Here is a 26,619-nt window from a genome sequence, read left to right on the forward strand (position 1 = left end):
CACCAATGCCGACCCCGCTCGCGAAAGGAGGCGTGATGGCGTTTGACCCCATACAAGAAGACTGCCTGCGCCTCATTCTCGAGTCCATGCGACGCGATCGCATCTACCCGCTCGAAAATGCCCTCTACTTCGAGTCCTGCATGGCCTCGTTTAACGAGGACCCCGCCAAGCTCATCAATAACGACCGCGACCGGTCCTTCCACCTGGTAGCCAAGGCAACGCAAACCATCGATTACCGGTTCCCCTTCATCACCGATGACTCCGCCGCCGAGAAGGAAGCTGCCCAAGCCGAGGCGCAGCTGCGCGAGGCCTGCGAGCTCGATCCTCGCAACTGGGATGCCCGGCGCATGCTCGCCGCGCTCCAATCCGAGTCGAACGATACCTACGTTTCCTACCTCATCGATCATCGCGATGAGGTGGAGCGCGACCTTGAACGCATCAATTCCGAGGCAACCGACCCCTACAGCCGTGAGTTCGCCCGCGACCTTGGGCGCCGTCCGCTTATCCGGTGGCTTGCCGCCCTCTCGTCGCGCGCGCTCATCTCCGGTCGGTATCGACTCGCGCTCTCGGCTGCGGAGGAATGCCTCGAGTTCGCCGCGGACGATCCCGCCGATGTCCGCCACACCGCGCTGCTTGCCCTTGCAAAGCTCGAATGCTCCGCCGAGGACCTCGAGCGCTTCCAACGCAAGCACGCCGCGGCCCTGAGGCCCATGGTTGCCCGCGCCCGCCGACACCATCTCGCCGAAAAGGCGCCCGATGCTTGGGCTCTTCTGGCAGAGCTATCCGTAAGGTACCGCTCTTTCGACTTCGCCGGGGCAACACGCGCGCTCCAGGCGCTGCTCCAAGGCTATCCCAACGCGGCGCAGCCCCTCTACTATCAAGCCGAGTTCCCCGACGGGCTGTTCTCGCGCGTCAACGTGATCCCCGGCAGCGAGGACGAGCTCATCCTCGCGATCAGCGAGGCAACGCCCTTGCTGCAGGAAGGGTTCGGCGCTCCCGACAACGCCGGTCTTTCGGTGTGGATCGCCAATCACGAAGCTGTACGCACGGCGCTCGAAAACGAGGACGGTAGACGACGGGTAGCAGGCCGGCGCAGCTCGGGAGGCGAAAACTAATGGACCCCCGGCACTACGTCGCCGCTTATCTGGAGCGGCTCTACCTCGATGCGCATCACGACCTCACGCCAGCCGCTCGCGGGCTCGTCCACGAAGACGTCACAGCCCGCCCAGATAAGTACGCCTCGAGCGAACATGCGCAGGCCCTTGTTGCCTATGCGCAATGCCACACCCGCCTCATCACCGCTCTCGACCGCCTTGATGACCTTCCTGACGGCGAATTCGAGCGAAAGCGCGGAGAGCTCTTCGAGGAGGCGCGAATCGAATTCTTCAAGATCGCGGAAAACGATCGGCTCTGCATCGACGCGCGCCTCGTGGGAAACCTGCTGTCGAACATCCCCCTCGATGCCTGCATCAGCGAGCTCATGGATCTCGAACAGCGGTCCCACGAGTATCTAGCCGGCAGCGTCGAGGGCTTCTCCGACGAGGCCCCGCAGTTCTGGACCGATCGAGCCGTCGCCGCTTGGCTCGAGCGCCCCGGCTCGATGAATGCGTTCGACAGCGCGCCCACCGCAGATGAGCGCGCCAGATACGCTCGCGAGCGCATGACCGTAGCGGAGCCCGCGCTTATCGGCTGGCTCCACACGCTCGAGGCGATCTCGCAGCTGTGCTTGGCAAGCGCCCGCTATCACGCCGCCTCCGACTACGCGCGCCGCGTACGCCGCGCTGCCGGATATCCCAACCGTGCCGAGGGAACGGTGTTTCTCGCGCTGGCACGCCTCGAGGATGAGGATGGCTTCTTCACGTTCGCCCATGAGCTCGAAGCCGAAGCAGGCACCGACGCGCCGAAGCTCCTCGATGATTCCCCTTGGTTCCTGCTCGCGCGGACGCTCTTGCTCTACAAGCTCGGCAGGCGCAAGCCCGCCCGCCGTGCACTTCGCGATTTTGTCGCACGCTGCGATGGCGGCGCGTTCTTCCTCCTCAATCCCACGTATATGACGCCCTATCTACCGGTGAGGCCCGAGCCTCGCCATGCTTGGGGGCGCACCCATCAGGCCGTCTGGGAAGCAGACGGCATCATAGCCGACACGCCTGATTTCGCCGCATGGGCCGAGTCGATTGAAGGCGTCTACGACGAGTCCGAGCGCTTCGCCGACCGCAACGGCTTCTAAACCGCCGGCCTCTCGCCCGACGATACCGGTCGCACCTGCGAAGGATCCTCGCTAACCGGGATAATCTCTTGCACCCACGAACGCCGGAGTTCCCATACCGCTGCTTGCAGGTAGCAAGCGGGGCAACCATCTGCAGAGGAGAACAGGCGCTTCCAGCTCTCTTGCACGCGGCGTTTCTGCAGGGGGTAGAAAGGTGTTTCGAAGAGCACGCGGGTATCGGTGATACCCATGCGCTCGAGTTCCGCCCGAAAACGTTGGGCATCCGCCTCGCCTGCAGGGATATACGAGAGATTTAAAATCGCGTTCCACATACGAGAGTCGAACAGGATTACGCAACTGCAAGGAATCGCAAGCTTGAGTACATAGGAACCCGGACCAGCATAGAGGTTCGATTTATCGGCATAGAGCCAGATTGCAGACTCAGCACCTTCCGGCAGCTCCATCATCCGCGCGCTCTCGCGGCGGAAGAACCCATACGCCTCCCGGAACGCCCAAGCGCTCTTCGCGTACTTGCGCTCAACATATGCCATCTTGACCCGTGAGACACCATCGCGCTCCAGGGCATCGATGACCACGCGCTCCTGCGCCGACCAGAGCTCGATCATCTGCTCGCCCGCCATCATGCCCCCTCGCCGATCGTGTAGCCGCGCACCCAAGAGTTCCTGAGCTCCCAGCACAGGCCTAGGTTCTTTTCCATCGACTCCGCCGGGGTGAAAACGCGCTCCCAGCTACGCTGGATCTTGCCCTTGAGCGCGGGATGAAAATTGCCCAAAGGGCCTGTGACCACCAGCGACTCGTTCGCGATGCCCAGCCGCTCGAGCTCAGCATTGTGGGCCTCTTCATCAGCGAGATCCAACGGCACATACCAATTGTTTACTCGATACCCCCATCGATCGCCGTCGATGATCGCGATTTGGTCGCGCGGTATCTCGAGGTCGAACATCACCGTGCCCTCGGTCTCGCCAAGTTTCTGCGATTCGGTAAGCGCGATCCAAATGGGCAGGGTCGCATCCTCTGGATTGTTAGCCCCATGAGCACGGCATCCAGCGATGAGCCAATGATATAACCCGAGGTAGTGATCAGCGATGGAATCGTACTTCTCGCTCACGAACTCCTCCCGGGCATGGTAGATCCCCTCACGCTGAAGCGCATCGAGTACCGCTAGCCCTTGGCGCGTCCATGCGCGGACCATCTCGGCCATGGCCATCCCTTCTATCAAACGTTCCCTCGAGCCGATATATTGGCATTCGCATACTCAGGATAAGCGTGCTGCGTGTATCTAGGAGCGGCATATCGCCAAACGAATGCCTGCACCATTTCAACGGATGGAGGATGCTTTGGCGGTACTTTGCCGTCCCCGCGCCCTACATTACCGTTTCCGGATTATTTCCATTCGGCTAAACACGTGAACACTGCTTTAGCTTTACACTAATCATGATAGCTATTGAATAAGCACGGTCATTGATTCTGGTGCGCTACCGTTATTACGGACGCGACCGTCATACAGCCGTCATGTGTCAGCAGGCACTTTCGGGAGGAGGATGTATGGGCCGCAGAGAGTATTCTGATGAGGAACGTGCGCAGATGGTCGACATCTTCCTGCGCGCGACCCGCAAAATCATCGACTCTGAAGGTATCACGAGCGTCTCGATCCGCAAGGTCGCAACTGCCGCGGGGTATCACAGCTCGACGCTATACCTTTACTTCCGCAACCTCGACGAACTGGTCACCTTCGCCTGCATGGGCTACCTGGTAGGGTATTGCCGCAAGATGGCCGACGCCGCCTCGCAGATGAAGACCCCGCGCGACGTCTACTATCGCACCTGGGAGATCTTCTGCAACAGCGCGTTCGAGAACCCCCAGATCTTCCAGCAGCTCTTCTTCAGCGAGCATGTTCTACCCCTCGATGAAATGGTCAAGCGCTATTACAAGGTGTACCCGCATCAACTTGACAGCATGGACTCCTCCGTAACCGAGATGCTTACTGCCGGCGAGCTCGATGAACGCAATATCCATGTGCTGCGCCCCCTTGCCGCAGAGCTTGGCTACGACGAGGAAGAGACGCTCATGGTCAACACCATGACCACCTGTTTCTTCAAGCGGCTGCTCTCCGAAAGCTGCCGTGCCGCCGCATCCGGCGAAGGGCCGAACGCTGCCGAGCTTACAGCCGAGATGATCGAAGGCATTAACTTCCTCTTCAGAAACGCCACGGCAACGCGCGATATGCGTCGAGCCGCAAAACAGAAGAAGGATGCCGGCGAATAAGGCTTCATCAGGTCGCAACGACCCGCTCGCTTAGATTCTGGATATCTGCACCGTACAGCAGCTCACTCCAAGAAGATTTGCTCTACTTTTCTTAGGGCGATATCCATTCGTCCAAGATTTGAAGCCCCCATCCCAGCGCGATATCCACTCGCGTGAAATTTGCTACACATCTCTCGACCCTACGTCCACTCGCCCAACAATTGTTCTCCGAATGGAAGTTGAGCACCATTCAGTGAAATAATGAGTGATTTTTTATATACAGTATTTCAGCGAGTGTACCTGGATTTGCGTCACCACTGGTAGATTGCTTGCGCCCTGAGTTCGCAGAGGGGAAAACCCACTCATTTTTTCGACGAATGGGCTCGCATGCCCATTCGTGGAACTATTGGAACGCAAATTCCGTGCGACTGTAGGTCAATGCGCGAGCCTACTTGCGCAAGATATCAAAGCAGCTGAATCCGCGGGTTGTACACGGCAAGGCAAGCAGGTCAGCGCACATGGAGTAGCAAGGCAGGTACGTCAACCCACGCAGAGCGACAGTGCGGCAAGGTACGTAGGCCCGCTGTAGCAAAACGACCGGCATTCAGAACGAGAAGCGTGGCTTGGTAGGGGCGGAGCTCCAGGATCGAGCAGGTAAAGCCAAGACCCTGCAATCGTTTCCGATATGGATAGCACTCGCTGCGAGCTTCAATCTAGGAGGTAGTGGGTGTTGCGGCGCGACCATTTGCCCCTCCACCCATAAGCCGTCCTCACCGCCCGCTATAGAAAAGCGTCCCGGCTGCTAGAACGCAACCGGGACGCCGTCATCGACTAGGCGCGCAAGCGACTACGTCGAATCCACGAATCGAGACCCTTAGCGATAGGTATCGAATTCGTAGGTCATGTACGGATGCTCGCAAGCGTTGCCGAACGTGATGTGCATCTTGCCGGCCTCAAGCTCGTACACCTGAGCCGCGAACGTCTTTCGATACGGACGGTCGGCGCAGGGATGCACGCAAATGCCGTTGGGGAACCGGTCATGGCACTTGAAGAACTCCTTGGCCACATCGACGTCGATGTTGCCGTAGTTCTCCTTGAGCTGCTCCTCCATGAGCTCGCAGCGATCGAACGTCGTGGCAGAGACGGTCTCCTCCGGCTCGGGATCGCTGAAGCGGTTATGGTTGGTATGCGCCATGGTGGGCAGGCCACGCTGCACGTAGACAGCGTTGGGGAAGCACTCGACCTGGGCTACGTCACCGGACTTGTCGCCGATGCCGAACTCGTTGGGGATGTCATGCGGGATCGTCTGCAGGTAGTTCACGGCCTCCTCGGTCGAGGAGCACTCGAGCAGATGACGGATGATCACGCAGGTGGGCACGCCGCCCTCCTCGTTGAGCTTGCCGTTGTCGATGTAGGTCCACAGCACTGCAACGCCATCGTTGTTCATGCCCATATAGGCAGGCACGCCGGGATGGGTGTAGATGAGCTGCTCCTTACCCGTCTCGGGATCGACGTGATGCACCACGACGTCGAGCTGGTAGATCCACTCGATGAGGTCCTCGTCGTTGGTCTGGCCGATGACGGTCTGGCCGCCCTTGGTGGCCTCACCGGTGGCAAGGAACGAGGTGCACTTGCCGTCAACATGCTTGTCAGCGACGGTATCCACGGCGAACGACTTCTCATAGGCGGTGGTCATGGCGAGCACCTGGGCAAACGACAGGTCCGAGCCGTCCGCCATGCCGCGGACCTCATCGAGGACCTCAGGGGCCCACTTCTCGAGAATCGGCACGTAGCGACGCTCTGCGATTGCCTCCCAGTCGGCGTAGTCATAGCCCTGGTTCTTGTAGAAGGTGACCTGATTGTTGTAGTTCGCCTTCATCTGCTCGTTCATCTGCTCGCCGGCCTGCTTGCCGCGCTCGTAGGCGTTGCCTTCGACACGATACAGACGCTTGTACATTTCCATGTTCGCTCCTTTATAAGAACGATAGATTCCCTACCCTACTGGAAGACGTTAGCCTGCGATACCGATATACGGGGCAAGCATGAGTACCGCCAAGCCCGCAATGGTGACAGGGATGAACATCTTGGTCGCCACGGCAAGATACGTGGGATACGGGATGCCCGTAAGCTCGAGGACGCCCATCTTGGATGCCTCGGGGAACAAACCGGAAGCAGAGAGGTTCAGGCCCATGGTGAAGGCGGAGATGAGGACCATCTGGCCAGCCTCGGGGGAGACGGCGGTGCCGGCGAAGAGCGCCATGGCGACGGCGCCGAGGATGGACATCGTCATGCCGGCGACAGCCGAAGTGGACTGGATGGCGAAGCCGATGCCGAAGTACGCAGCGAAGGCGGCCAGGGCGAAGGCCCACATGGGCACGCTGGAGAGCGCATTCTGGATCCAGTAGACGAACGTGACCGACATGCCGTACTCGCTGGTGCCGATGATGGCGGAGATGCCACGGCAAATCGAGATGACGATGACGAGGGACACGAGGTCAGCGGCACCCTTGACGAACTCGTTCACGAAAACGTCCTGCGGGATGCGGTTGATGACCACGATGAGGATCGTAGCGAGCAGGAACACGACGCCGTACTCGTTGAAGTACCAATCACCGAACCAGGTGAAGCTGCCAGCACCGAGCAGATCGCTCAAGAAGGGGATGTTGGTGGAGAGGAACGTGGTCCAACCGTTGATGACGTCGTACATGGTTCCATCGCCCACCGGAATCGAGGCCCAGGGGAGGTAGCCCATGATGAGGAACACGACGACGAGGCCGAACACGATCAGCGAAGCGGCGTGACGTCCGTTCATCTCGGGGAAGGCATCGCTGTCGCCACCGGTCATGTCGCTCAGGTTGTTGATGCCCTCGACGTTGGCGATGGCGCTCGCGGAGGGATTGGCCTTGACCTTGGCGGCATAGCGCATGACGAGGAAGGTCCCGAGCGCGTACATGACGGCGAACAGCAGCAGGCGCATCGCGATGCCCGTGCCCAGCGAGAGCTCGGGGTTGCCGATGGCTGCAACGGCGGCACCGATGGAATAGGGGTTCACGATGGAGCCCATGTTGCCCACGGTCGCGCCGACGAAGATGATGAGGAAGCCGGTCAGCGCATCATACCCCGCAGTCACACACAGGGGGATGATGACGAACGCGTATGCCGGCAGCTCTTCCCAAGCGCCGTACACGGCACCCGTAATCGCGAAGAAGAACATGAGCGCCGCGATGAGCACGTTGCCCTTCAGGTGCTTGAGCAGGGCGCCCACGCCCGCGCTCATGGCACCCGTGTAGCTCAGCAGCGCCAGCAGGCCGCCCGAGATGAGGATGGCCATGCTGACAGCCGCGCCGTCAGAGAAGCCCTGGATAGGAGCGTACAGGATGTCCCAAAGACCCTTGGGATCGGTGCCGGCGTTCTCGATGACGTTGCCGTCGGCGTCGAGTGCAGCGTTGAAGATGATCTCCTGCGTACCGTCCTCAGCGGTGACCGCGACCGACGTGGGGACGAACCACGTCACGATGGCGACCGCAACAAGTACCATGAACAACAGTACGATGGCACTCGGCATCTTGAAATGCTTTTTCTCCTTTACTTCTTCTGCCACAATTGCCTCCTTTACCTGATCGGTACTTACTTCCCCGAACGTGTCGGAGTAAATTAATCACGTTCATTTTATACTCCACAAATGCTTCACCGAGGATTATGGGGTAAGCGGTAGCGGATATCCGGCAAACGGCAGGGACGGGCATCGTGGGCTCCAGTCCCTGCTAGAAGGCATTCTGATTGAAAGAAGCGCAGCTTGAGCGCCTATGGCGAATATGGATACGCGCACGTGACAACACGGTTGGCAAAGGCGAGCGTCAAACGTTTTAGCAAGAAAAATGAATTAGCATATCATAATTCGATGACGTATACGCCCTGCCAAGAGATCCCAGCAGCTTTGAGCGACGTGAGAATGGAATCCCGGTCTTCGGGAGCCGCTTTCCAAGCCAGGCCGCAGCCTGCGGTAATCTCACGAGGAACAGGTATGAGCCGCCCAGGAAGTCCCTCGGCATGACAATTCTTTTCGACTTGCATGGCATCAACCGCCGACGCGAACGATATGACGAGCGCCGGCGCCTTGGCGTGAAGCATCGCAGCCCCTTACGGCTTGACGATGCGGCGCGCCTGGCTGAGCTTCTCGACGATGACGTACATGTTGGTAACGTCGCCTACCGCGAGTTCATCGGTGATGCCGTAGTAATTCAGGCACGTGCCGCACGTGAGGATCTCCACCCCTTGCTCGGCGAAGGAGCGCAAGTCCTCAAGAGATTCCGAACCCGTGCAGGTAAGATGCGCGCCGCCGTTGTAGAAGAGGATGGTCTCTGGCAGGATCTCCTGCTGGCCGAGCACATAGATGAAGCTCTTCATGAGCGCTCCACCGAGCTCATCCGAACCAGACCCCATCGTCGCAGATGAGATCGCGACCACATATCCCGAAACGATGCCCGAAGCGCTCTCCGGTTCGGCAACCTCGCAGCTGACGGCGTCCTCCTCCCCCGATGCGACAGCCACGCCTGCACCGACCTCGATCGTCACGACGAACCGATCGTCTGCAATTTGCTCGGATGTAGCGGAGCACCCCTTCTCCTTGGCCATTTTGAAGAGGTTCTGGACAGCCACCTCGTTATCGACGGTCGTGGCAACCGTATCGCCCGCTGCGCTGCCACGCAAAGCCTTCAAGGTCTTCACCACCGGGATGGGGCAAGCATCACCCACTGCATCGACGTCAAAGCGCTCACTCATACGAACTCCTCCTTTGGTACGACCGGTTGCCTACCATACATCCCGCCGCGAACGAATGCGCCGCAGCATCGCCGCCGTGTCGCGGTGCCCAGCCCTCACCGCTGCTCACGGGGCGCAAGCAAAATACGCTTGTCGCCAACCATCTTCGAGATGCCCTTTGCATCGAACGCGTCGAGGATCTGCTGGGCGTACTTGCGCGACACGCCCGCCAAGGTCCTGAAGTCTCCGAGCGCGACGGCATCCGTATCCTTGAACATTCCGCGAAACATATCGAGCGCGCGCTGGTAGGCCGCATGCGAAACGCACGAACGCGCGGTGAGGAACACCAGGTCTCCCGTCTCACGCAGATGGGACACGATCTGTTTGAACGCCTTCGCGTTGCCCGGCACCGCCTCTTCGAGCTCGTCGAGCGTTGGAGCTTCGAGCCCCCTGCTTTCGACATAGACCATGATCTCGCGCTTGAGCCGCTCGTGCTCAGGGGTGAACGTGGGGGCGTATCCGGGCGTGTGCACGCGATCGCCCGCCGCCTCGAGCGCACCACAGGCGATGAACTCGGCAAGAAGCCTCTCGGCAATCGCAGCGTCGCTCGGGCAGAGCTGCTCGCGCACATCAGCCGCGCGCATGCCCGCCTCCAACGGGTGCTCTGCTTGATAGGCGCTTGCGGTCGCCACGGCGCGGCCCTTGAGCTCGCCTATCGCCGCATCAGAGAACGGCACGCCACCAAAGCGCGCGATCTTTCCCGCCGCCTCGAGATCTCCGAGCACCGCCTCAAGCTCGTCCGGGGAGGCGACGGCGTCGAGCGCAAGCTGCCCGAGGCTGCATGGGACGGCGCCCGCATCCATCGTCAGCTGCGCGACGCGCTCGGCAAGCGCGCCGTCAAGATGTTCCAAGCGCTCCTGCACCGCCGCGTCATGCCGGCGCAGGCGCGTCGCATGGCAATCCAGCACGCGACCGCCGCCTATGGTCACGAGCGGCGAGAGGAAGCGGACGATGAAGCGGTCGAGGTTGCGCAGGGCAAGCGGCTTCTCGAACGTGAGCTGCGCCCAAGACGTCTCCTCGGGGAGCAGCTCATCGCGGTCGAGCAGGCGCACGCGGGCGACCGTCTCCTGCGTCCCAGCGTACACGTGGACGCGTGAGGAATTGCGCACGCTGAACGGAGCGCTCGCGGTGAGACTGATGACCACGCTCGCCATCTGCGTCAGCGTGAGCGTACCCGGCGCTGCAAGGGTGCAGCCAATAGCCACCTGTTTCTGGTCCACGCCCGCGAGGTTCGCCGCGACGCGCATGCCCGCCTCGGACGACTTCTCGGAGATGCCGTGATTCTGCAGCTCGCGCACGCGCACACTCAGGCGCTCAGGATATACCTCAACGGTCTCGCCCACCGTGACCGAGCCCTCCGTGCAGGTACCGGTCACCACCGTACCGAACCCCTTGATGGTAAACGAGCGGTCGACGGGCATGCGGAAGGGCAGATCGAGCCGCTTGGGCGCAGCATGCTCAACCATACCCGCAACGAGCTGCTTGAGCTCGTCGATACCGGCGCCCGTAACGGACGACACCGCGATAGATGGCGCCCCCTCGAGGAAGGTCCCTGCCACCCGATCGCGTGTATCGGCTTCGACCATCTCGAGCCAATCGGGCTCGACAAGGTCGGCCTTGGTGAAGACGATGATGCCCGCCTGCACCCCCAGAAGCGAGAGGATATCGAGATGCTCTTGCGACTGCGGCATGAAGCCTTCGTCTGCCGCGACGACGAACAGCACCACATCGATGCCGGATGCGCCGGTCAGCATGTTCTTGATCAGGCGCTCATGACCGGGCACGTCGATGATGCTCGCCGTGAGCCCGTGTGCGAGCTCGAGCTGCGCGAAGCCGATTTGGATCGTGATGCCTCGGCGCTGCTCCTCGGCAAGGCGATCGGTGTTGGTGCCCGTAAGAGCACGGGTGAGCTCGGTCTTGCCATGATCGACATGGCCAGCGGTGCCGATAATCACGTGCTTCATCGCGCCTCGCCCCGCTCTCCCACGATGGCGCGCACCGTATCGGCGATGCGCTGGACGTCGCCCGCCATGAGCGTGCGCACCGAGAAGAGTACACGCCCCTCGGATACGCGGGCGACTATGGGATGGAGAGCGCATCTGAGCTTGCGCTCCAGGTCCTCTGCTGCCACGCCCTCAAGCGTGAGCGCCACGGCCCTCCCCTCGAGCTCGACACCCGGGAGCGATCCGCCGCCCACCTCGTCGGTAACCGGAAGAACTTGGGTCGAAGCGCCCGGAACATCGTCCAGAGCGGAGGCGAGCTCGTTAGCGCGAGGCTCGAGGATATCAGGTCCCTCGGCGATCATGCGCAGCGCCGGCACCTGCTCGCGAGCGCAAGCGGGGTCGAGCTGCCAGACGAGCGCCTGTTCGAGCGCCGCAAGCGAAAGCTTGTCGATGCGCAGCATGCGGGTGATCTGGTTGCGCTTCATGCGCTGGATCGCGTCCTGAGAACCCACGATAACGCCCGCTTGAGCCGATCCGAGCAGCTTGTCGCCCGAAAACGTAACCACATCAGCGCCCTCGGCAATCGCTCGGCGAACGACTTCGACATCGGTCAGGCCCAGCACCTCGCCCGGGAACAGAAGCGCCGAGCCCACGTCGTAGAGCACGTATGCGCCTGCGGGGTGCGCGATCCGCGCGAGCTCCGCGATGCCCACTGCCTCGGTGAAGCCGCACATGACGAAGTTGCTCGTATGCACCTTAAGCAGCGCCCGTGCGCCCGCCTCGACCGCACGCTCGTAATCGTAGGCATGCGTCTTGTTGGTGGTACCCACCTCTATGAGCTCCGCACCGCTCGCCGCCATGATCTCGGGCACGCGGAACGAGCCTCCGATCTCGACCAGTTCCCCACGCGAAACGGCAACCCGCTCATCAGCAGCAAGCGTGTTGAGCATGAGGAAGACCGCTGCGGCGTTGTTGTTGACCACCATGGCCGCCTCGGCACCCGTGAGCTCGCACAGGAGACGCTCCACATGTGCGTAGCGGCTGCCGCGCTTGCCCTTGGCGAGATTGTATTCAAGGTTGCTATAGCCGCTGGCTACCTGCGCCACATGGCGCGCCATGCGCTCGCCGAATGGCGCGCGGCCCAAGTTGGTATGCAGCACTACGCCCGTCGCGTTCACAACCGGTCTGAGGCTAAACGAGCCGCTCGCATCAAGCTGTGCCAACACGTTGCGCGCGATGGCTTCCTTCGTGGGCACCTCGGTTTCCGCACCTGCAAGCACCTGCTTGCGAATATGGTCAAGCTCCTGAGCGATAAGGTGCTTTACCTCAGGATATGATGTTCTCTCACAAGCTTGGGAGATCTCGGGAAGCGCTAAGAGCGCATCCATCTTGGGAATCCGGCGCAACACCTGGCCCACGTCCATACGGTCTCCCATCCACTCGCACGATCGATGCAAGGAGCCGGAATCTGCCTCCGGCAGAGCTATAGTGCAGCTGTCCGCGCGGTCGAGAAATGGCGGGAGCATGTGGGAATCGAACCCACCCGAGCAGGTTTCTACTCACACCGGTTTTGAAGACCGGGAGGCACACCAGTTACCTAAATGCTCCCCTAGCGCCCGCGCTCGCGACTGCGGCTTAACGATAATCGCGATGCGTCAATGTGTCAACGGCTGGTTATCGCGCATGGAATCCAGCTCGCCCTCACGTTCGATGGGCCACTTGCACGATTTTGCAGGAATCCCGAAACGTGCCGCACGAACGTGGGGGCAAACCAAGGGGCTCGTTCCAAGGGGGCTCGTTCAAGAACCTCCCTAAGACCTGCGTTCCCTATGCCCGCACGCGGACGCGGACGCCCTCGTACGGTGCAAGCGATCCCACAAGCGCCCCGGGAACCCCAGCGTCCTCCAGACGCGCCAGCAGCACCTCGGCATCTGCGGGCGGCAGGGCGAACAGCAGGCCACCGGATGTCTGCGGGTCAAACAGCACGTCCTCCATGCCCGTGGGCACATCCTCATCGAACGAGACGCCCGCTCCAAAATGGTCGGCGTTGCGGTAGGCCCCAGCGGGAATGACGCCCATGCGCGCCATCTCGAGCGACTCCGGTAGAAGGCGGAAGGCCCCCGCGCTCACCGTGGCGGAGAGGTCGCTGCCCTCCGCCATCTCGCACAGATGGCCCGCCAACCCGAAACCGGTCACGTCGGTGCAGGCGTGGACCGCAAGGTCGCCCGCGCATTCAGCCGCCGTACGGTTGAGGGTCCGCATGCTGTCGACCGCGCGCAGCACCGATTCCTCGCTAACGAGGTCGCCCTTGAGTGCGGTCATGATCAAACCGGTTCCCAGCTCCTTGGTGAGCACCAGGGCGTCGCCCGCGCGCGCCGAGGAGTTCTTGAGGATGCGGTCGGGATGAGCCATGCCGGTGACGCACATGCCGTATTTGGGCTCGTCGTCCGTGAGCGTGTGCCCTCCCGCGACGGTCACGCCGGCCTCGCGCGCCTTCTCGGCACCGCCTGCGATGATCCGGCCCGCCACCTCGACGTCGAGGCAGTTGGGGAAGCACAGGATGTTCATGGCCAACACGGGCGTTCCGCCCATGGCGTACACGTCCGAGAGCGCGTTCGCGGCGGCGATCTGCCCAAAGACGAACGGGTCGTCCACCATCGGCGGGAAGAAGTCAACCGTCTCGATGAGGGCGATGTCATCCGTCACCCGATAAACGCACGCGTCGTCGGAGGTATCGAGCCCCACGAGCACGTTTGGGTTATTCATGCTTGGAATCTCGCGCAGAACCTGAGCGAGGGCGCCTGGCGCCATCTTAGCGGCTCAACCCGCAGCCTTCGTCATCGACGTGAGCTTGATCTTCTTGGCGGTCATGAACCCTCCTCTCGCGTTAGGCGAAACTCCAGCAGGGCGCCGGGCAAGAGCCCAGCGCCCTGCGCGGCTCGCCGGAAGCGCACACACCCGGCGAACGTCGTCTTGATACTAGCCGATGTATCCAGCCTGGGTAAGCAGCTCCACGGCCTTGTCGTGGTTTGCCTCGCTCATCATCACCAGCGGGCCCGTGCAGCCCATGCCCGACTCGGCGTAGATCCCGGCGCGCCAGAGCACCTGCACGGCATCCTCGAGGTCCATGACCTCGATGCCGGGAATGCTCGCGGTGACCGGCTCGGCCGGAGGAGCGCTGACGGCCTCCTCCTCGGCGGGCTTCTTCTCAGCGGCACGTCGCTCGGCGAGGATGGCCTCCAAGCCTGCGGCGTCGGCGCGCGCGTACTCCTCCTCGGCGACTTTGAACACGCCGCCGCGCACAAGTTCACCCGCGAACTCAAGGGCATGCTCCACCACAGGAGCACCCGAAGCACGGGAGACGATGAGCACAAGCTTGTCGTAACCGCGACCGATACCCGGTCCGTAGCCAAAGCCGGTTGCCTCGAAGCTGCCGCCCGTCGTGAAAGCGGAGATCATCTTCGTGAGCACGTTGCCCGTGAGCGAATCGGTCACGAGGATGTCCGGCGTGCCGCGCAGCACGTCGTTGCCGCGCATGACGGCACCGCCATCGGCACGGGAGGACTCGGCGAACGTGATGGGGTAGCCGCCTTCAGCGAGCTTCTTGAGCGCGATCTCGGCTTGACGCGCGCCGTCGACGTTCAGGATGCCCACGGTGGGGTTCTCGTTGCCGAGGGCGCGAGCCACGATGATGCCGGCGATGGCGTTGAGCACCATGCCCTCGATGCGGTCTCCCGACGAGGTGCCGGTGGTGTTGGCGATGAGCATCTCCTTGCCCGTTGCCGGCGTCACCACACGGCCGACCGTGCTCACACCGATGGGGAACGGGTAGTGCATGGTGACGGCGCCATCCACCTCGCCAGAGGCGAGCAGCTCGTCCATCTTGACGTGGCCGGCTTCGTCATCGGCAACCGGCACGCAGGTGAGAGCGTCATCGGCAAGCGAACCGATGTAGTGCACGTCGATGCCCTGCTTAGCCGCAGCGCGGGCGGCGGCCAAGGAGTTCTCCTCACCGTGCTCGCTTCCCATGCCGGTGAGGGCGATGCGGGGGCGCGCCCCGTAACGCCCGCTCTCCAGACCCTCCGCCATCTCCAGGAATGCGGAGGCGATGGTCTTCTCTAAGCTTCCCATACGACGCTCCTACTCAGCCTGCTCGATCAGGGTGGCGGCGAACTCCCTCATAGCCTTGGCGATCATGGACTTGACCTCGGTTTCGGAAACGCCAGCAGCCTCGTCCTGGACGCCCTCGTTGCGCTTGATGAGCACGGAAACGCCGTCGAACAGGTTGGTCATGCGGCCCAGGAAGAGGGATCCCTTGCCGATGATCATCACGCGCTCCATATCGCCCGCAAGCATGGCGTCGCGCGCATAGCCGATCGATGGAACACCCGAGGGGATGTGGCCCTGAGTGGGAGCCCAACCCACGAAGCCATGCTGGCTCACGAAGTCAGCGAGCTGCGTGCGCTCGAGCTCGCCGCGCTTGACGCCCAGGGCGCCGATCATCTTGTAGTTCGAGGCCGGCACATCGCCTGCGCCCGCGAACTTGGTGATGTCGGGGTTCTGCAGCTCGGGCGAGAAGTAGTCGACGTCGGTCACCTTGAGGCCGGCGCGCTCGAGCGGATCGTAGACGAGCGAGCCGATGACCACCTGCGGCGCAGAGCCGGTGCCAACGGTATGGCGACCGAGCACCGAGAGATCGATCTCGGGGTTCACGCCGTCGTTCACGGTGACGAGCACCGCCAGGCCGGCGACCATGTCCTCGAGGATGGGCAGGCCCTTCTTGACGTGGTCCTTGCCGTTCATGCCGAGCTTGGCGGTGCAGCCGCCTGCCGTCACGGCAACGGTCTTATAGGCACCGGAAGCCACGAGCGCAGCAGCCTCGACGAGTGCATGGGTCGGCGCAGCGCAGAAGCCACGGACATCGGAGCCGGTCGCGGCGGTAAGGCCCGCGATCTCGGCAGCGGCCTTGGCGAAGTTGCCACCGCCGCGCTGGTTCATGTCGCCGCAGGCCTCCTCAGAGCAGTCGATGACGTACTCGATCTCGTCCTTGGCGATACCCGTGTTGTGAACGAGTGAGAGCAGGGAGAGGACCGAGGACGCCTTCTCGACGATGTTCTCGAGCATGATCTCGGCGGAAAGGTTCACGTCGATGTCGTGCGCAGGCTTCACGCAGCCAACGAGCTCGCCGCCAAAGCAGATGCGCTCGGCATGGTCGTCGGCAATGAGCTGCTCGATCTCGGAAGCATCGACGCCCTCGACGATACGGGCCATGATGCTCTCATCGATCACGGGGTTCTGGGCGAGCGCATCCTTATGGGCGGACACGAAGCCGCGCTCGAGCTTGACCAGATCGAAGACGTCGCACGCCTGCATGAGCAGGATGAACTCGTCCTCGGGCATCATCTGGCCGTAGGCACCGTAGCGCGACGTCTCGTCGCACGCCTTGTCGTACCAAGGCTGCTCGATCTCGGCGAGCTCCATCGGGGTCTTGTTGCCGATGTAGACCTGGTTGGGCCAGTATGCGAGCGCCTCGTCGAAGCTGCGCAGATGATTGGGCAGCTCCTTCAGATACTCGCTCTCCGGATTCACGATCCGCTCGGTCGTCTGGGTCGTGCCGTTCTCGATCACCATATCGGGGGTATGGGCGAGCACGTACCCGACTCCCTTGATAACGCTGTTCACGTTTGCACTCCTAGCTCTGTGTCTTGAAAGAGCAGCCGATCAATCCGGGAAGGGGCGGCGGCACCAGCCACCGCCCCCTTTGAAGCACGTCAAGCACCCGGTACTACTCTTTTAGAACTTGCAATACTGGTCGCGAATGGAGGTCATCTCGTTGATGATGTCATCAACGTCGAGGACCATCTCCATCATGCTCACCTGCTCGTCGTAGACGGCGTCATCGAACTCCGCCTTGACCTCAGGCTCAACAACGTGGTAAACCGCGAGTCCCAACTGGACTCCAGTCAACGGACCGGCATAGGTCGGGTCACCGTTGGTGACCGTCTCAGCAGCGAGGCCGGCAGCCTCACCGTCAGCGGCGCCAAGGAGAACGACGACGTTCTCGGGGCCATACTGCTCGGTGAACTCCTTCACACGCTTCTGATTCTCCAGGTCCATTGCACCTGCAGCGGTTCAAACAAAGCACTCTGTCGAAGAGAAAATTACTTCGGCACCCGCGCTAGCGGCACAGGCCGAGATGGCCTCGCCGGGGATGCCGTCGCGGTCGCCAATGACGACGCACTTCTTCCCAGCTAAGATGCTCATGTTCTCTCCACTCCCTTCCATTCTCCGTAGCTTCAGCCTAGTGGCCGTAGGCTCGCCGGGCCGCAAGCGACCCGGCGGCGTCCCGGTGCACCTAGACGTACTTCTGAATCATCGCCTCGACGTTCTCGGGCGTGGCGTCATCCTTGACGCACTCGTCGACCTTCTCGCCGTCCTTGTAGATAGCGATCACGGGCAGACCCAGGATCTTCTGGGAAATTGCCAGACGACGAGCCTTGGTGGTGTTGAGCTCGCAGAACTTGATGCTCTCGCCGTACTTCTCAGCGAACGCCTCGATGTGCGGATGAAGCGCGGCGCACGGCACGCAGCCGTCACCGAAGTAGTCGACGAGCACGTAGCCGTCGGCCTTCAGCACCTCGTCCTCGAACGTGTTCTTATCTACCTCGAGCATATCCGTTCCTCCTTTTTACGCGGACAGGTTGGAGATGTAGTGCTCGGCCTGCATGGCGGCAATGGCACCATCGGAAACGGCGGTGACCACCTGGCGCAGGCTCTTCTGGCGCATGTCGCCAGCAGCATAGACGCCCTCGATGTTGGTATGCATATCAGCATCGGTGAGCACGTAACCGCGCTCGTCCATGTCGATGATGCCGTCGATGAGCGAGGTCGAGGGCAGAAGCCCGATGAAGCCGAAGAGGCCGAACATGCCGTCCTCAGGGTCGGCCTCGATGGTGGTGAGCTCGCCCGTCTTGGTGTTCTTCACAACCATCTTGGAGAGGATGCCGTCGCCGTCGACCTCGTCGACCACGGTGTCCCACAGGAAATGGATCTTGGGGTTGGCGAAGGCTTTCTCTTGGATGGACTTCGCGGCACGCAGCTCATCACGACGATGGATGATCGTCACCTTGCGCGCGAACTTGGTGAGGTACATGGCCTCCTCGACGGCAGCGTCGCCACCGCCCACGACGTAGACCTCGAAATCCTCGAAGAAGGCCGCGTCGCAGGTCGCGCAGAAGGAGATGCCGCGGCCGGTGAACTCGGCCTCGTTCTTGCAGCCGATCTTGCGCGGATGGGCGCCCAGCGCCAGGATGACGCTCTTCGCCTCGTACTCGCCGTTATAGCCGACGAGCTTCTTCACGGGGCCCTCGAGCTGGACCTCGTTGATGGTATCGCTCACGCGCTCGCAGCCGAACTTCTCGGCCTGAGCGGTCATGCGGGCGATCAGCGAGGGACCGGACTCGCCCTCGAGCATCTGCCCAGGGTAGTTCTCGATCTCATCGGTGATGGCGATCTGACCGCCATCCTGGGCTTTCTCGATGATGAGCGTCTTGAGCCTGCTACGCCCAGCGTACAGACCCGCCGCGAGACCCGCGGGGCCGGCGCCCAAGATGATAACGTCGTACACCTCTGCCATGGACGAGCTTACCTCCCTGCCTTAGTACTTGACCTTGAAGACCGTCTGCTCGGTCACCGGTGTGGCGAGCGCGTCGAGTGCTACGCCCACGCGATGATAGCGCAGTTTCCACTGCTCCTCGGGCGAGGTGTTGGGATCGCCCAGAGGATAGGGGATTGAGATGGTGGGCACGATCCTGTTCGCGCCGACCGTCGTGGAGACCGGAACGAGATTGCACATGTGCACCACGGGGAAGCCGGCCTTCTCGAACTCTTTGACCATCGTTGCACCGCAACGAGTGCAAGTGCCTCAAGTGCTGCCGACGATAACGCCGTTCACACCGTCCTCCTTGAGGTACGGGATCATCTCGATGGCCATGCGCGACGCTTCGGCCTCGGTGGTACCGGTGCCCACGGTGGAATAGAAGTACGGGTGCAGGCGACCGATCTTGCCCTCGCGCTCGTAGGCGCGCATGGCGTCGACCGGCACGATCACGTTAGGATCGGCGTTGGCAGCCGCGGGATCGAAGCCCGCGTGAATGGTCTTGAACTTGCCAGCGTCCAGACGGTCCATATCGGAGATGTCATAGCGTCCCCAGCGCGTCGCGGACGCGGACTGGATGCGGTCGGGGTTCGCGATAGGCACGATACCACCGGTCGTCACGAGCGCGATGACGGAGGAGCCGAGATCCTTGATGGCATCGGCAACCGGCACGGTCTCCTTCTTGGGAATCACGAGCTCGGTCTTATACTCCTCGCCGCGAATCTTCTTGAGCAGCATCTGCACGCCGCGATAGGCAGCGGTGTTCTCGCGCTTGTCCTCGAGGTAGATCTCGTGGCGGATGCCGCGCGGGAAGTAGCCCTCGGCATCGGCGCCAAGCGTCTGCTCGCCAGCGAGCACCTTGTTGACATACCCAATCATCTTGGGAACGTCCTTGCGCATCTTGGCGGCACCGTCGCCACCCTTGAAGATCACCACGTCGCCCTTGAACATCTCGACACCAGGGTTCTCCTCGTTCATCGAGGTAACCGCAGGAACGCCGAGCTTCTCCTGGACAGCCTTGCAGATCGTGCCGCAGGCAACGCCGTAGCGACCGGCGCGGAACGCCGGACCGGCGACAAAGAAGTCGAACTCCTTGCCCTTGAGCATCTCCATGATGCGTGAGACGGCTTCCTCGGTATTGGAACCCATGAAGTTGTCGCCGCACACGATCGTGTGAGTAACCTCGGCATCCTTGAGGGCGCCGTTGATGGCCATGGACGGGCCCACAACACCTTCAACGATGTAGGGCTCGATATCGGCCTTATCCTCGCCACCGACACCACCGAAGAACTGGTTGAGGTAGCAGATTACCTTCTTCACCTAAGCGCACCCCCTTAGACTTCGACCATGGTCTTCACGGAGAAGCCAGAGATGTGGTCTCCACAGAACCAATTGTTGCCTTCCATGATGATGGAGCCGTCGTCGCGCGCGGACTTTCCGAGCACCTCATCATATCCCCACGAGCCGGACATGCCGTCGCGGTTCATGGCCTCCAGGTTGCCGATGACCGTCGAGCAGGCGGGAAGCTCGCTGAGCTCGGAGACGTTGCCCGTCGAGACAAGCGCCGTCATCTTCTCATCGAGGGTCACGAGCGGCTGCGAGCGGCCGTCGCGGCCGGTGCACTCGTTGGAGATGCCCACGACGGGGATGCCGGCGTCCTCGAGGATCACCTGGCAGCGCACATAGTCGGTATCGGGGTTGCCGTAACCCTCCTCGGTCACGAGCGCATAGTCGATACCCAGGTTGAGCGCCATGTTGCGCACCATGATGGCAGCGCGCTCCTTCTGATCGAGCGCAACGTTCAGCATGGAGAGGATCACGCCTACGAAGTTGATGGACTTCCCGTCCTCGGCGAAGAGCTCCTTGATGGTGGGGAAGTTCTGCATCTCGTAGGTCGACCACTTTGAGGAAGAGGGCATGAACGAACCCGAGATGAGAGCGCCGTCGAGGATCTCGGTGGGGCTCACGAAGGTCGGCAGGTACTTGTTCATATCCCAGCCGTACCAAAGGTCGTTATAGCCCAAAGCCTCCATCTGCGACTGCGGCTGCAACACGAGGGCGACGTTGGGCAGGTCCTTACGGGCTGGATCGCGCTTGAGCACCGGATCGACCACATAGGTCTCGGTCTCGTCAACCTCGACATCGCGGGCGATCTTGCCCAGATACTCGGCAAGACGGTGACCGCCCCAGCGCAAAGCGTGGTTGCACTTCTGCTGCTCATGGCGCTCGAAGTCCTCGTCGGTGTCGGCAACGAGGCAGATGTTGATGAGCTTCGACCAGTAGGTGTGCTTAGCGCCCTCCCCGCCCATATCGATGACGCCGTCACCGAATGAGCCGTACTCCTTGGCAACCACGGTCACGCAGCAGCCCTTGAGGGCCTTGAGCTCGCCGTCTCCCGCAGGCACCACGTCATCGGTGACACCGGGGAACAGACAACGGCCGTCCATGCGCACGCGCGGCTCGATCGTCTCGACCACGGGCACGATGCGCGTGTCATCGCCAGGGTGGGCGATGACGAGATCCACGTCGGTCAGATGCTCGTCGCACTCCTTGAGGTAGGCGATGGCGGCATCCTTGTCGATGGTGAGCACGCCGTTCTCGAACGAATCGGCATCACCGAACTGGACATCTTTGACATGGATGTTCCCAATCTCCAATTTCATACGCTTGCACTCCTTTCTTTCGAATCTACGGCTTACAACCTTCCTGATACATGGCGTATCGACACACTACGCCTGCTGACGCGATTTTATAATAATCGCGATTATTGAACAATGCCGCTCGCCGCCTTCTGTCCACCGCTAACCGACTTTCTTACAGTTCAACCAGCGTATTCCAGAAGGATCCCGTTAAGGATCGCGCCGCGGATGCATCTCGTACCTACCTACGGTGCGAGCCCACAACGCTAACCACATATGCACACGCATGCGCATGCGAATCCGTGGGCGTGAGTTGGTTTCGAAGACGATATGAGAAAGCCATTGGAGGGAAAGCCTCCCCGCGGCATGCCGGGTCGCGGGCTGGGCGGGAACAATGGCTGTGTATCGTCAGCCTGCGGTGCCCGCCGTACCGCACGCATGGGAGGAGGCTCCCCGTGTCCCATGTTACCTCCGTCGGCCTCGACGTGCATGCCCGCTCCGTCGCGGCCTGCGCCTTCAATCCCTACACGGGCGAGGTGAGGCAGAAGACCTTTGGCACCGACGCTCAGGAGATCGCCTCCTGGATAAAGGCCTTCGAGGACCCCAGGGCGGTCTACGAGTCGGGCCCAACGGGGTTCGCCCTGTGCCGCGAGCTCCGCGGGCTCGGCGTCGACTGCATCGTCGGCGCCGTCTCCAAGATGCAGAAGCCGGCGGCCGATAAGCGCCGCAAGAACGACAGGCGCGACGCCGCCTTCCTGGCAAGGCTCCTCGCCACCCACAACATCATCGAGGTCTGGATACCGCCCGTCGAGGTGGAGGCGGCGCGCGACCTGTCCCGCGCGCTGGACGATGCGCGCATCGACCTGCAGCGCGCGCGGCAGCGCCTCTCCAAGTTCCTGCTGAGGCGAGGATACGCCTTCGACGAGGTCGACGCGCTCGGTCGGAAGAGAGGGGCCTGGACCCGGGCTTTCTGGAGATGGGTCGAGGGCCTGCGCCCGCAGGAGGCGGCAGCGGCCCATGCGTTCGACCACTACGTCACCTGCGTGCGCTGCGCCGAGTCGGACAAGCGGGCCCTCGAGAAGCTGGTGCTTGCCGAGGCCCGGAGCGGAAGATGGAAGGATAGGGTCGGCGCCCTCGCCTCCATCAAGGGCATCGACGTCATATCCGCTTTCAGCCTCGCCGCCGAGGCGGGCCTCTTCAGCCGCTTCCCGACCGCGGGAGCCTACGCTTCCTGGGTGGGCATCACCCCTTCCGAGCATTCCAGCGGCGAAAGGGAGGCGCGGGGCGGCATCACCAAGACGGGGAACGGCGCCTCCCGCCGCGTCCTCGTGGAGTCCTCCTGGCACTATATGAGCTGCTCGCCCAAGCCCAAGGCGGCGCCTTCGGGATATGAGGTGCCGCGGCACGTGAAAAGCCGGGCAGACGATGCCACCGCACGTCTGGCGCATCGCCACGAATCGCTCAGGGCCGCCGGCAAGCGGACCTGCGTCGCCAACGTCGCCGTCGCCCGGGAGCTCGCCTGCTGGGTCTGGGAGATCGGCAGGCGGGCCGAGGGGACGCTCGGCTAGGCCCGGGCGATACAGACCTTCTTGCCGGATGCGCCTGCATATCGACGCATCGCCGGGACCGGCTCACGGCTTTTTTGATGGGCAGCCAGGCGAGGCGGCGCCCGAGGACAAAGACTGGGAGGTTTTCGAGCGACGGCCCCGGACGGAGAATCGGAATGCGGTAGGTGCGCAAAACATATGCCAGCTGAGCTAAACGCAAACAAAATGGCGCACGAGTCCGCGGATATTAGCCTGCCAGGCGAGCGACGACTAACGAGCATCTCATGCAGGCGAACCGGCGAGAAATAGTTACAGGTCCCGGAATAAAATCTGGGACCTGTAACGTCATGCCTCTTGACAATGGCTTTCTCATATTAAACATAAAGGGCACCCTCTCGGGTGCCCTTCAACCATCGGCTGGTGCGGCGTATAGGATTCGAACCTATGACGTTCTGATTCGTAGTCAGACCCTCTATCCAGCTGAGGTAACGCCGCAACGCACGAACTATAATGGCACTGGCCCCCGGGTTCGTCAAGCAACTTTTTCAAAAATTTCTGCGCACTACTCGCGCATCCGCCCCCAGCAGCGCATTATCCCTCGAATATGGGGCATTCGACCACCGAATAAGGCAGCTCGAGACGCTCAAGCAATCGCTCGATGCCGAGCGCTCCGTCACAATCACCAAAAATCAGAGTGAACATGCTACACAGCTGAGAAATCGTCTCCACGCGAAAGTAGTTGATGAGCTCCGCAGTTGAGCGAGGCGCGATCTGGATCTCTACGACACGGAGCGGGGAGCCAAAGCACCACGCCGTAAGCGCTCCTGCACTTGCTTGGTAGACGCAAAGACCGGCATCCTCCGTTGGGTAGCAGCCAATCAACAACCACTCCTCTTCATCTTGAGCGCGGAACAGAACGTGATTCAATCGCCTCGTCGCTTCCATACGGCCACTCCTTCCTACATCGGCTTGGCCATAGTCTATGTCAAAACTAGAACATGTGTTCGTGTTTCTTTTGTCAGCATTTTCGCAGATGTCCGCGCAAAATGCTATGGTGCATTACGGATGACCGACGAGCATCGAGCCTAAGGAGCCCCGCCATGCCTTATCCAGTTGTCGACCTGCACTGCGATACCATCGACCGACTCGCATGGCAGAAGCTTCCTGCAGAGTTCAAGATGGCAACCGGCGAGGACTACTACTTTCCCGGCGATTCCGAAAGCCCGTCGACCATTCGGGACCTCGCTCGCAACCATGGCCACGTCTCCCTCGAGGGCATCGGAGGCACGCCATGGGCACAGTGCTTCGCCTGCTACGTTCCCGACGCCCTCACGCCCGAGCAATCGCTACGCTTCCTCGAGTTCGTCCAGTCCTATCTCTCCGAGCAACTCGCCGCGCTCCCCCAGGTCCACGAGATCCGCTCAGGCAACGAGATCCGCCCCGTCCTCGAGGAGGGCGGCGTTGCCTGCATTCGCACCATCGAGAACGCGCGGCTGTTCGCGCACGACCCCGCACTCGTCGAGCAGCTCGCCCGCTCGGGCGTGCTCATGGCATCGCTCAGCTGGAATGCGCAGGGACCGCTCGCAAGCGGACATGATGTCGAAGATGCTGATGTGACGCCCATCGGCCTCGAGGTCATGCGCCGCATGGAGCAGGCGGGTATGGTGCTTGACGTCTCACATCTCAACGACGTCTGCTTCGCCACCGTCGCCCGCGTTGCCGAGCGCCCCTTCATCGCGAGCCACTCCAACAGCCGCGCCGTCTGCCGCCATCCGCGCAACCTCACCGACGCGCAGTTTGCCGAGATTCGCGATCGCGGCGGCATAGTGGGCCTCAACTATTGCTGCGACTTCGTGCGCGACGACGGCGCGCCCACGTTTGACGACTTCTCCCGACACATCGACCATTTTCTCGAGCTCGGCGGCGAAGACGTGCTGGCACTTGGGAGCGATTTCGACGGCTGCGATACCCCCACCTTCATCGCAGACGCTCGAACGATGCCATCGTTCCAAAGACTTCTTACGGACCGTTTTGGCGAGAAGCTGGCAAAAAAGATCTGCTACGAAAACGCCTGCGCATTCTTCGAACGCTGGGAGCAAGAGGGCAAGCGCTAAACCGAGTCCTACGACAGCGCGCATATTGTGCTCAACGAGAACGGGCCGCCCTCGTCGGGCGGCCCGTTTCGTTACACGAATTGCGGCGTTACGCTGCGTTTTGCAGCATCGGTTCGCTATCCGATGCGCTCCATCCCGCCCATGTAGGGGCGGAGCACCTCCGGAACGGTGATCGACCCGTCAGCGTTCTGGTAGTTCTCCATGATGGCGGCCATCGTGCGACCGGTAGGAAGACCCGAGCCGTTCAGCGTGTGCACGAAGCGCACGCCCTTGAAGTTCTCGGGGTCGCGATACTTGATGTTCGCGCGGCGCGCCTGGAAATCACCGCAGTTGGAGCAGCTGGAGATCTCCTTATAGGCGTTGTAGCTCGGCAGCCAGACCTCGATGTCGTAGGTCTGACGCGCCGAGAACCCGAGGTCGCCCGTGCACAGGCTGATCACGCGATACGGCAGACCAAGCTGTTGCAGAAGATACTCGGCTTCAGCCACCATGCTCTCAAGCTCGTCGTCGGATTGCTCCGGCGTGGCGAACTTCACCATCTCGACCTTGGTGAACTGATGCTGGCGAATGATGCCGCGCGTGTCGCGCCCCGCAGAGCCCGCCTCCTCGCGGAAGCATGGCGTGCCCGCGGTGTAGCGAAGCGGAAGCTCGGCGACGTCGATCACCTCGCCGGCATGGAGGTTGGTCAGCGCTACCTCCGCCGTGGGGATGAGGAACTGGTCGTCACCGGTATGGTAGGCATCGTCCTCGAACTTGGGCAGCTGGCCCGTGCCGTACATGATCTCGCGGTTCACGATCACCGGCGGGATGAACTCCTTGAATCCCCGCGCGATATGGGTGTTCAGGAAGAAGTTCTGAAGCGCGCGATCGAGCATGGCGCCTGCACCGGCAAGCACGGTAAAGCGTGCACCCGCAAGCTTGGAGCCGCGGTCGAAATCGAGAATACCCAGATCGGTACCCAGGTCCCAATGGGGCTTTGCCTCGAAGCCCTCGGCCGCGAAGTCGCGCGGAACGCCCCACCGGCGGCGCTCGGGATTCTCGGACTCATCTTTGCCTACGGGCGTGGCATCACAAGGGATGTTGGGCAGGTGAGCCATGAACTCGTTAAGCTCGTCCTCGAGCGCGCTGCGGCGATCGGCCAGGCCGTCGATCTTGTCGTTGACCTCGCGCACGGCCTCCTTGGCGGCCTCCGCCTCATCGCGCTTGCCCTCGCGCATAAGGGCGCCGATGCTCTTGGACGCAGCGTTGCGCGTAGCCTGCAGCTCCTCGACTTCGGTGATAACGGCGCGGCGCTCCTCGTCGAGTTCGAAGAAGTGCGCGCGGTCCCACGAGGTCTGGCGGTTTGCCATGGCGGCATCTACCGCATCGGGGTTCTCGCGAACAAACTTGATATCAAGCATGGTCCCTCTTTTCCAGCTGGATACATT

General features: G+C 61.9%; 23 protein-coding genes and 2 tRNA genes. 5 read left to right on the forward strand and 20 right to left on the reverse strand.

Going from position 1 to position 26,619, the window contains the following annotated elements:
• Positions 1-35: 35 nt before the first annotated feature.
• Positions 36-1,115, forward strand: a complete 1,080-nt coding sequence (locus C1717_RS02220) for a SirB1 family protein (protein WP_102371614.1) — start codon at positions 36-38, stop codon at positions 1,113-1,115.
• Positions 1,115-2,227 (forward strand): hypothetical protein, encoded by a 1,113-nt coding sequence (locus C1717_RS02225; RefSeq protein WP_102371615.1) that lies wholly within the window; start codon positions 1,115-1,117, stop codon positions 2,225-2,227. The genes C1717_RS02220 and C1717_RS02225 overlap by 1 nt, the downstream gene beginning before the upstream one ends.
• On the opposite strand, the gene C1717_RS02230 is transcribed toward C1717_RS02225, so the two are convergent.
• Complete coding sequence (locus C1717_RS02230; protein ID WP_219722251.1) at positions 2,224-2,847, reverse strand: DUF3841 domain-containing protein; 624 nt, start codon at positions 2,845-2,847, stop codon at positions 2,224-2,226. The two genes, C1717_RS02225 and C1717_RS02230, sit on opposite strands and share 4 nt — an antisense overlap.
• Entirely contained in the window at positions 2,847-3,428 is a 582-nt protein-coding gene (locus C1717_RS02235; protein ID WP_180965804.1) for a DUF3841 domain-containing protein, read from the reverse strand. The genes C1717_RS02230 and C1717_RS02235 overlap by 1 nt, the downstream gene beginning before the upstream one ends.
• Before the next feature lie 344 nt (positions 3,429-3,772).
• Between C1717_RS02235 and C1717_RS02240 the strand changes: the two genes are divergently transcribed.
• A complete protein-coding gene (locus C1717_RS02240) occupies positions 3,773-4,492 on the forward strand; it encodes a TetR family transcriptional regulator (RefSeq protein WP_180965805.1) in 720 nt (239 codons plus the stop codon).
• Positions 4,493-5,345: 853 nt separating this feature from the next.
• Here the strand turns inward: C1717_RS02240 and C1717_RS02245 are convergent.
• The 15 genes from C1717_RS02245 to C1717_RS02315 all read right to left on the reverse strand — a co-directional run bounded on the left by C1717_RS02245 (position 5,346) and on the right by C1717_RS02315 (position 21,555).
• The gene (locus tag C1717_RS02245) at positions 5,346-6,434 is read right to left on the reverse strand and encodes a C45 family autoproteolytic acyltransferase/hydrolase (protein ID WP_102371619.1); all 1,089 of its coding nucleotides are present in this window, start codon (positions 6,432-6,434) and stop codon (positions 5,346-5,348) included.
• A gap of 48 nt (positions 6,435-6,482) precedes the next feature.
• On the reverse strand, positions 6,483-8,072 hold the full coding sequence (locus C1717_RS02250) for a YfcC family protein (RefSeq protein ID WP_102371620.1): 1,590 nt from the start codon (positions 8,070-8,072) through the stop codon (positions 6,483-6,485).
• A gap of 290 nt (positions 8,073-8,362) precedes the next feature.
• Positions 8,363-8,602 carry a putative Se/S carrier protein gene (locus C1717_RS02255; protein WP_102371621.1) on the reverse strand — a complete coding sequence of 80 codons (240 nt, stop codon included), beginning with the start codon at positions 8,600-8,602 and terminating at the stop codon, positions 8,363-8,365.
• A gap of 9 nt (positions 8,603-8,611) precedes the next feature.
• Positions 8,612-9,253 carry a sulfurtransferase-like selenium metabolism protein YedF gene (gene yedF / locus C1717_RS02260; RefSeq protein WP_102371622.1) on the reverse strand — a complete coding sequence of 214 codons (642 nt, stop codon included), beginning with the start codon at positions 9,251-9,253 and terminating at the stop codon, positions 8,612-8,614.
• 95 nt (positions 9,254-9,348) lie between these two features.
• Positions 9,349-11,256, reverse strand: a complete 1,908-nt coding sequence (gene selB, locus C1717_RS02265; protein ID WP_102371623.1) for a selenocysteine-specific translation elongation factor — start codon at positions 11,254-11,256, stop codon at positions 9,349-9,351.
• Entirely contained in the window at positions 11,253-12,659 is a 1,407-nt protein-coding gene (gene selA, locus C1717_RS02270; RefSeq protein ID WP_102371624.1) for an L-seryl-tRNA(Sec) selenium transferase, read from the reverse strand. Before selA ends, selB begins: the two co-directional genes overlap by 4 nt.
• Positions 12,660-12,749: 90 nt before the next feature.
• A tRNA-Sec gene (locus C1717_RS02275) sits at positions 12,750-12,844 on the reverse strand.
• Positions 12,845-13,062: 218 nt separating this feature from the next.
• Entirely contained in the window at positions 13,063-14,106 is a 1,044-nt protein-coding gene (gene selD / locus C1717_RS02280; RefSeq protein ID WP_102371625.1) for a selenide, water dikinase SelD, read from the reverse strand.
• A gap of 108 nt (positions 14,107-14,214) precedes the next feature.
• A complete protein-coding gene (gene grdD / locus C1717_RS02285) occupies positions 14,215-15,366 on the reverse strand; it encodes a glycine/sarcosine/betaine reductase complex component C subunit alpha (protein WP_102371626.1) in 1,152 nt (383 codons plus the stop codon).
• Between the two features lie 9 nt (positions 15,367-15,375).
• Positions 15,376-16,917 (reverse strand): glycine/sarcosine/betaine reductase complex component C subunit beta, encoded by a 1,542-nt coding sequence (gene grdC / locus C1717_RS02290; protein ID WP_102371627.1) that lies wholly within the window; start codon positions 16,915-16,917, stop codon positions 15,376-15,378.
• A 111-nt stretch (positions 16,918-17,028) separates the two neighbouring features.
• On the reverse strand, positions 17,029-17,499 hold the full coding sequence (gene grdA, locus C1717_RS02295; RefSeq protein ID WP_102371628.1) for a glycine/sarcosine/betaine reductase complex selenoprotein A: 471 nt from the start codon (positions 17,497-17,499) through the stop codon (positions 17,029-17,031).
• A gap of 91 nt (positions 17,500-17,590) precedes the next feature.
• The gene (gene trxA, locus C1717_RS02300) at positions 17,591-17,908 is read right to left on the reverse strand and encodes a thioredoxin TrxA (protein ID WP_102371629.1); all 318 of its coding nucleotides are present in this window, start codon (positions 17,906-17,908) and stop codon (positions 17,591-17,593) included.
• Between the two features lie 15 nt (positions 17,909-17,923).
• Positions 17,924-18,871 carry a thioredoxin-disulfide reductase gene (gene trxB / locus C1717_RS02305; RefSeq protein WP_102371630.1) on the reverse strand — a complete coding sequence of 316 codons (948 nt, stop codon included), beginning with the start codon at positions 18,869-18,871 and terminating at the stop codon, positions 17,924-17,926.
• A gap of 21 nt (positions 18,872-18,892) precedes the next feature.
• Complete coding sequence (gene grdH, locus C1717_RS02310; RefSeq protein WP_102371631.1) at positions 18,893-20,212, reverse strand: betaine reductase selenoprotein B; 1,320 nt, start codon at positions 20,210-20,212, stop codon at positions 18,893-18,895.
• A 14-nt stretch (positions 20,213-20,226) separates the two neighbouring features.
• The gene (locus tag C1717_RS02315) at positions 20,227-21,555 is read right to left on the reverse strand and encodes a glycine/sarcosine/betaine reductase component B subunit (protein WP_102371632.1); all 1,329 of its coding nucleotides are present in this window, start codon (positions 21,553-21,555) and stop codon (positions 20,227-20,229) included.
• A gap of 431 nt (positions 21,556-21,986) precedes the next feature.
• Between C1717_RS02315 and C1717_RS02320 the strand changes: the two genes are divergently transcribed.
• Positions 21,987-23,099 carry an IS110 family RNA-guided transposase gene (locus C1717_RS02320; protein ID WP_102371633.1) on the forward strand — a complete coding sequence of 371 codons (1,113 nt, stop codon included), beginning with the start codon at positions 21,987-21,989 and terminating at the stop codon, positions 23,097-23,099.
• Between the two features lie 397 nt (positions 23,100-23,496).
• Here the strand turns inward: C1717_RS02320 and C1717_RS02325 are convergent.
• Positions 23,497-23,573, reverse strand: a tRNA-Arg gene (locus C1717_RS02325).
• 96 nt (positions 23,574-23,669) lie between these two features.
• The gene (locus C1717_RS02330; RefSeq protein ID WP_102371634.1) at positions 23,670-24,023 is read right to left on the reverse strand and encodes a hypothetical protein; all 354 of its coding nucleotides are present in this window, start codon (positions 24,021-24,023) and stop codon (positions 23,670-23,672) included.
• Positions 24,024-24,178: 155 nt separating this feature from the next.
• On the opposite strand from C1717_RS02330, the gene C1717_RS02335 reads away from it, so the two are divergent.
• The gene (locus tag C1717_RS02335; RefSeq protein WP_102371635.1) at positions 24,179-25,192 is read left to right on the forward strand and encodes a dipeptidase; all 1,014 of its coding nucleotides are present in this window, start codon (positions 24,179-24,181) and stop codon (positions 25,190-25,192) included.
• Between the two features lie 116 nt (positions 25,193-25,308).
• Here the strand turns inward: C1717_RS02335 and serS are convergent, their stop codons facing one another.
• A complete protein-coding gene (gene serS, locus C1717_RS02340) occupies positions 25,309-26,592 on the reverse strand; it encodes a serine--tRNA ligase (RefSeq protein ID WP_102371636.1) in 1,284 nt (427 codons plus the stop codon).
• Positions 26,593-26,619 lie beyond the last annotated feature (27 nt).

This window comes from Enorma phocaeensis (genome assembly GCF_900186505.1).
Classification (GTDB): Bacteria; Actinomycetota; Coriobacteriia; order Coriobacteriales; family Coriobacteriaceae; genus Enorma; species Enorma phocaeensis.

What these genes read in the sequence shown, in the direction of transcription:
- trxB (WP_102371630.1), bottom strand. Translation starts at nt 18,871, where the DNA reads ATGGCAGAGGTGTACGACGTTATCATCTTGGGCGCCGGCCCCGCGGGT.
- C1717_RS02315 (WP_102371632.1), bottom strand. Translation starts at nt 21,555, where the DNA reads ATGAAATTGGAGATTGGGAACATCCATGTCAAAGATGTCCAGTTCGGT.
- serS (WP_102371636.1), bottom strand. Translation starts at nt 26,592, where the DNA reads ATGCTTGATATCAAGTTTGTTCGCGAGAACCCCGATGCGGTAGATGCC.
- selA (WP_102371624.1), bottom strand. Translation starts at nt 12,659, where the DNA reads ATGGACGTGGGCCAGGTGTTGCGCCGGATTCCCAAGATGGATGCGCTC.
- selB (WP_102371623.1), bottom strand. Translation starts at nt 11,256, where the DNA reads ATGAAGCACGTGATTATCGGCACCGCTGGCCATGTCGATCATGGCAAG.
- C1717_RS02335 (WP_102371635.1), top strand. Translation starts at nt 24,179, where the DNA reads ATGCCTTATCCAGTTGTCGACCTGCACTGCGATACCATCGACCGACTC.
- grdD (WP_102371626.1), bottom strand. Translation starts at nt 15,366, where the DNA reads ATGGGAAGCTTAGAGAAGACCATCGCCTCCGCATTCCTGGAGATGGCG.
- C1717_RS02240 (WP_180965805.1), top strand. Translation starts at nt 3,773, where the DNA reads ATGGGCCGCAGAGAGTATTCTGATGAGGAACGTGCGCAGATGGTCGAC.
- C1717_RS02230 (WP_219722251.1), bottom strand. Translation starts at nt 2,847, where the DNA reads ATGGCGGGCGAGCAGATGATCGAGCTCTGGTCGGCGCAGGAGCGCGTG.
- trxA (WP_102371629.1), bottom strand. Translation starts at nt 17,908, where the DNA reads ATGCTCGAGGTAGATAAGAACACGTTCGAGGACGAGGTGCTGAAGGCC.
- C1717_RS02225 (WP_102371615.1), top strand. Translation starts at nt 1,115, where the DNA reads ATGGACCCCCGGCACTACGTCGCCGCTTATCTGGAGCGGCTCTACCTC.
- C1717_RS02330 (WP_102371634.1), bottom strand. Translation starts at nt 24,023, where the DNA reads ATGGAAGCGACGAGGCGATTGAATCACGTTCTGTTCCGCGCTCAAGAT.
- C1717_RS02220 (WP_102371614.1), top strand. Translation starts at nt 36, where the DNA reads ATGGCGTTTGACCCCATACAAGAAGACTGCCTGCGCCTCATTCTCGAG.
- C1717_RS02235 (WP_180965804.1), bottom strand. Translation starts at nt 3,428, where the DNA reads ATGGCCGAGATGGTCCGCGCATGGACGCGCCAAGGGCTAGCGGTACTC.
- C1717_RS02255 (WP_102371621.1), bottom strand. Translation starts at nt 8,602, where the DNA reads ATGCTTCACGCCAAGGCGCCGGCGCTCGTCATATCGTTCGCGTCGGCG.
- C1717_RS02245 (WP_102371619.1), bottom strand. Translation starts at nt 6,434, where the DNA reads ATGGAAATGTACAAGCGTCTGTATCGTGTCGAAGGCAACGCCTACGAG.
- yedF (WP_102371622.1), bottom strand. Translation starts at nt 9,253, where the DNA reads ATGAGTGAGCGCTTTGACGTCGATGCAGTGGGTGATGCTTGCCCCATC.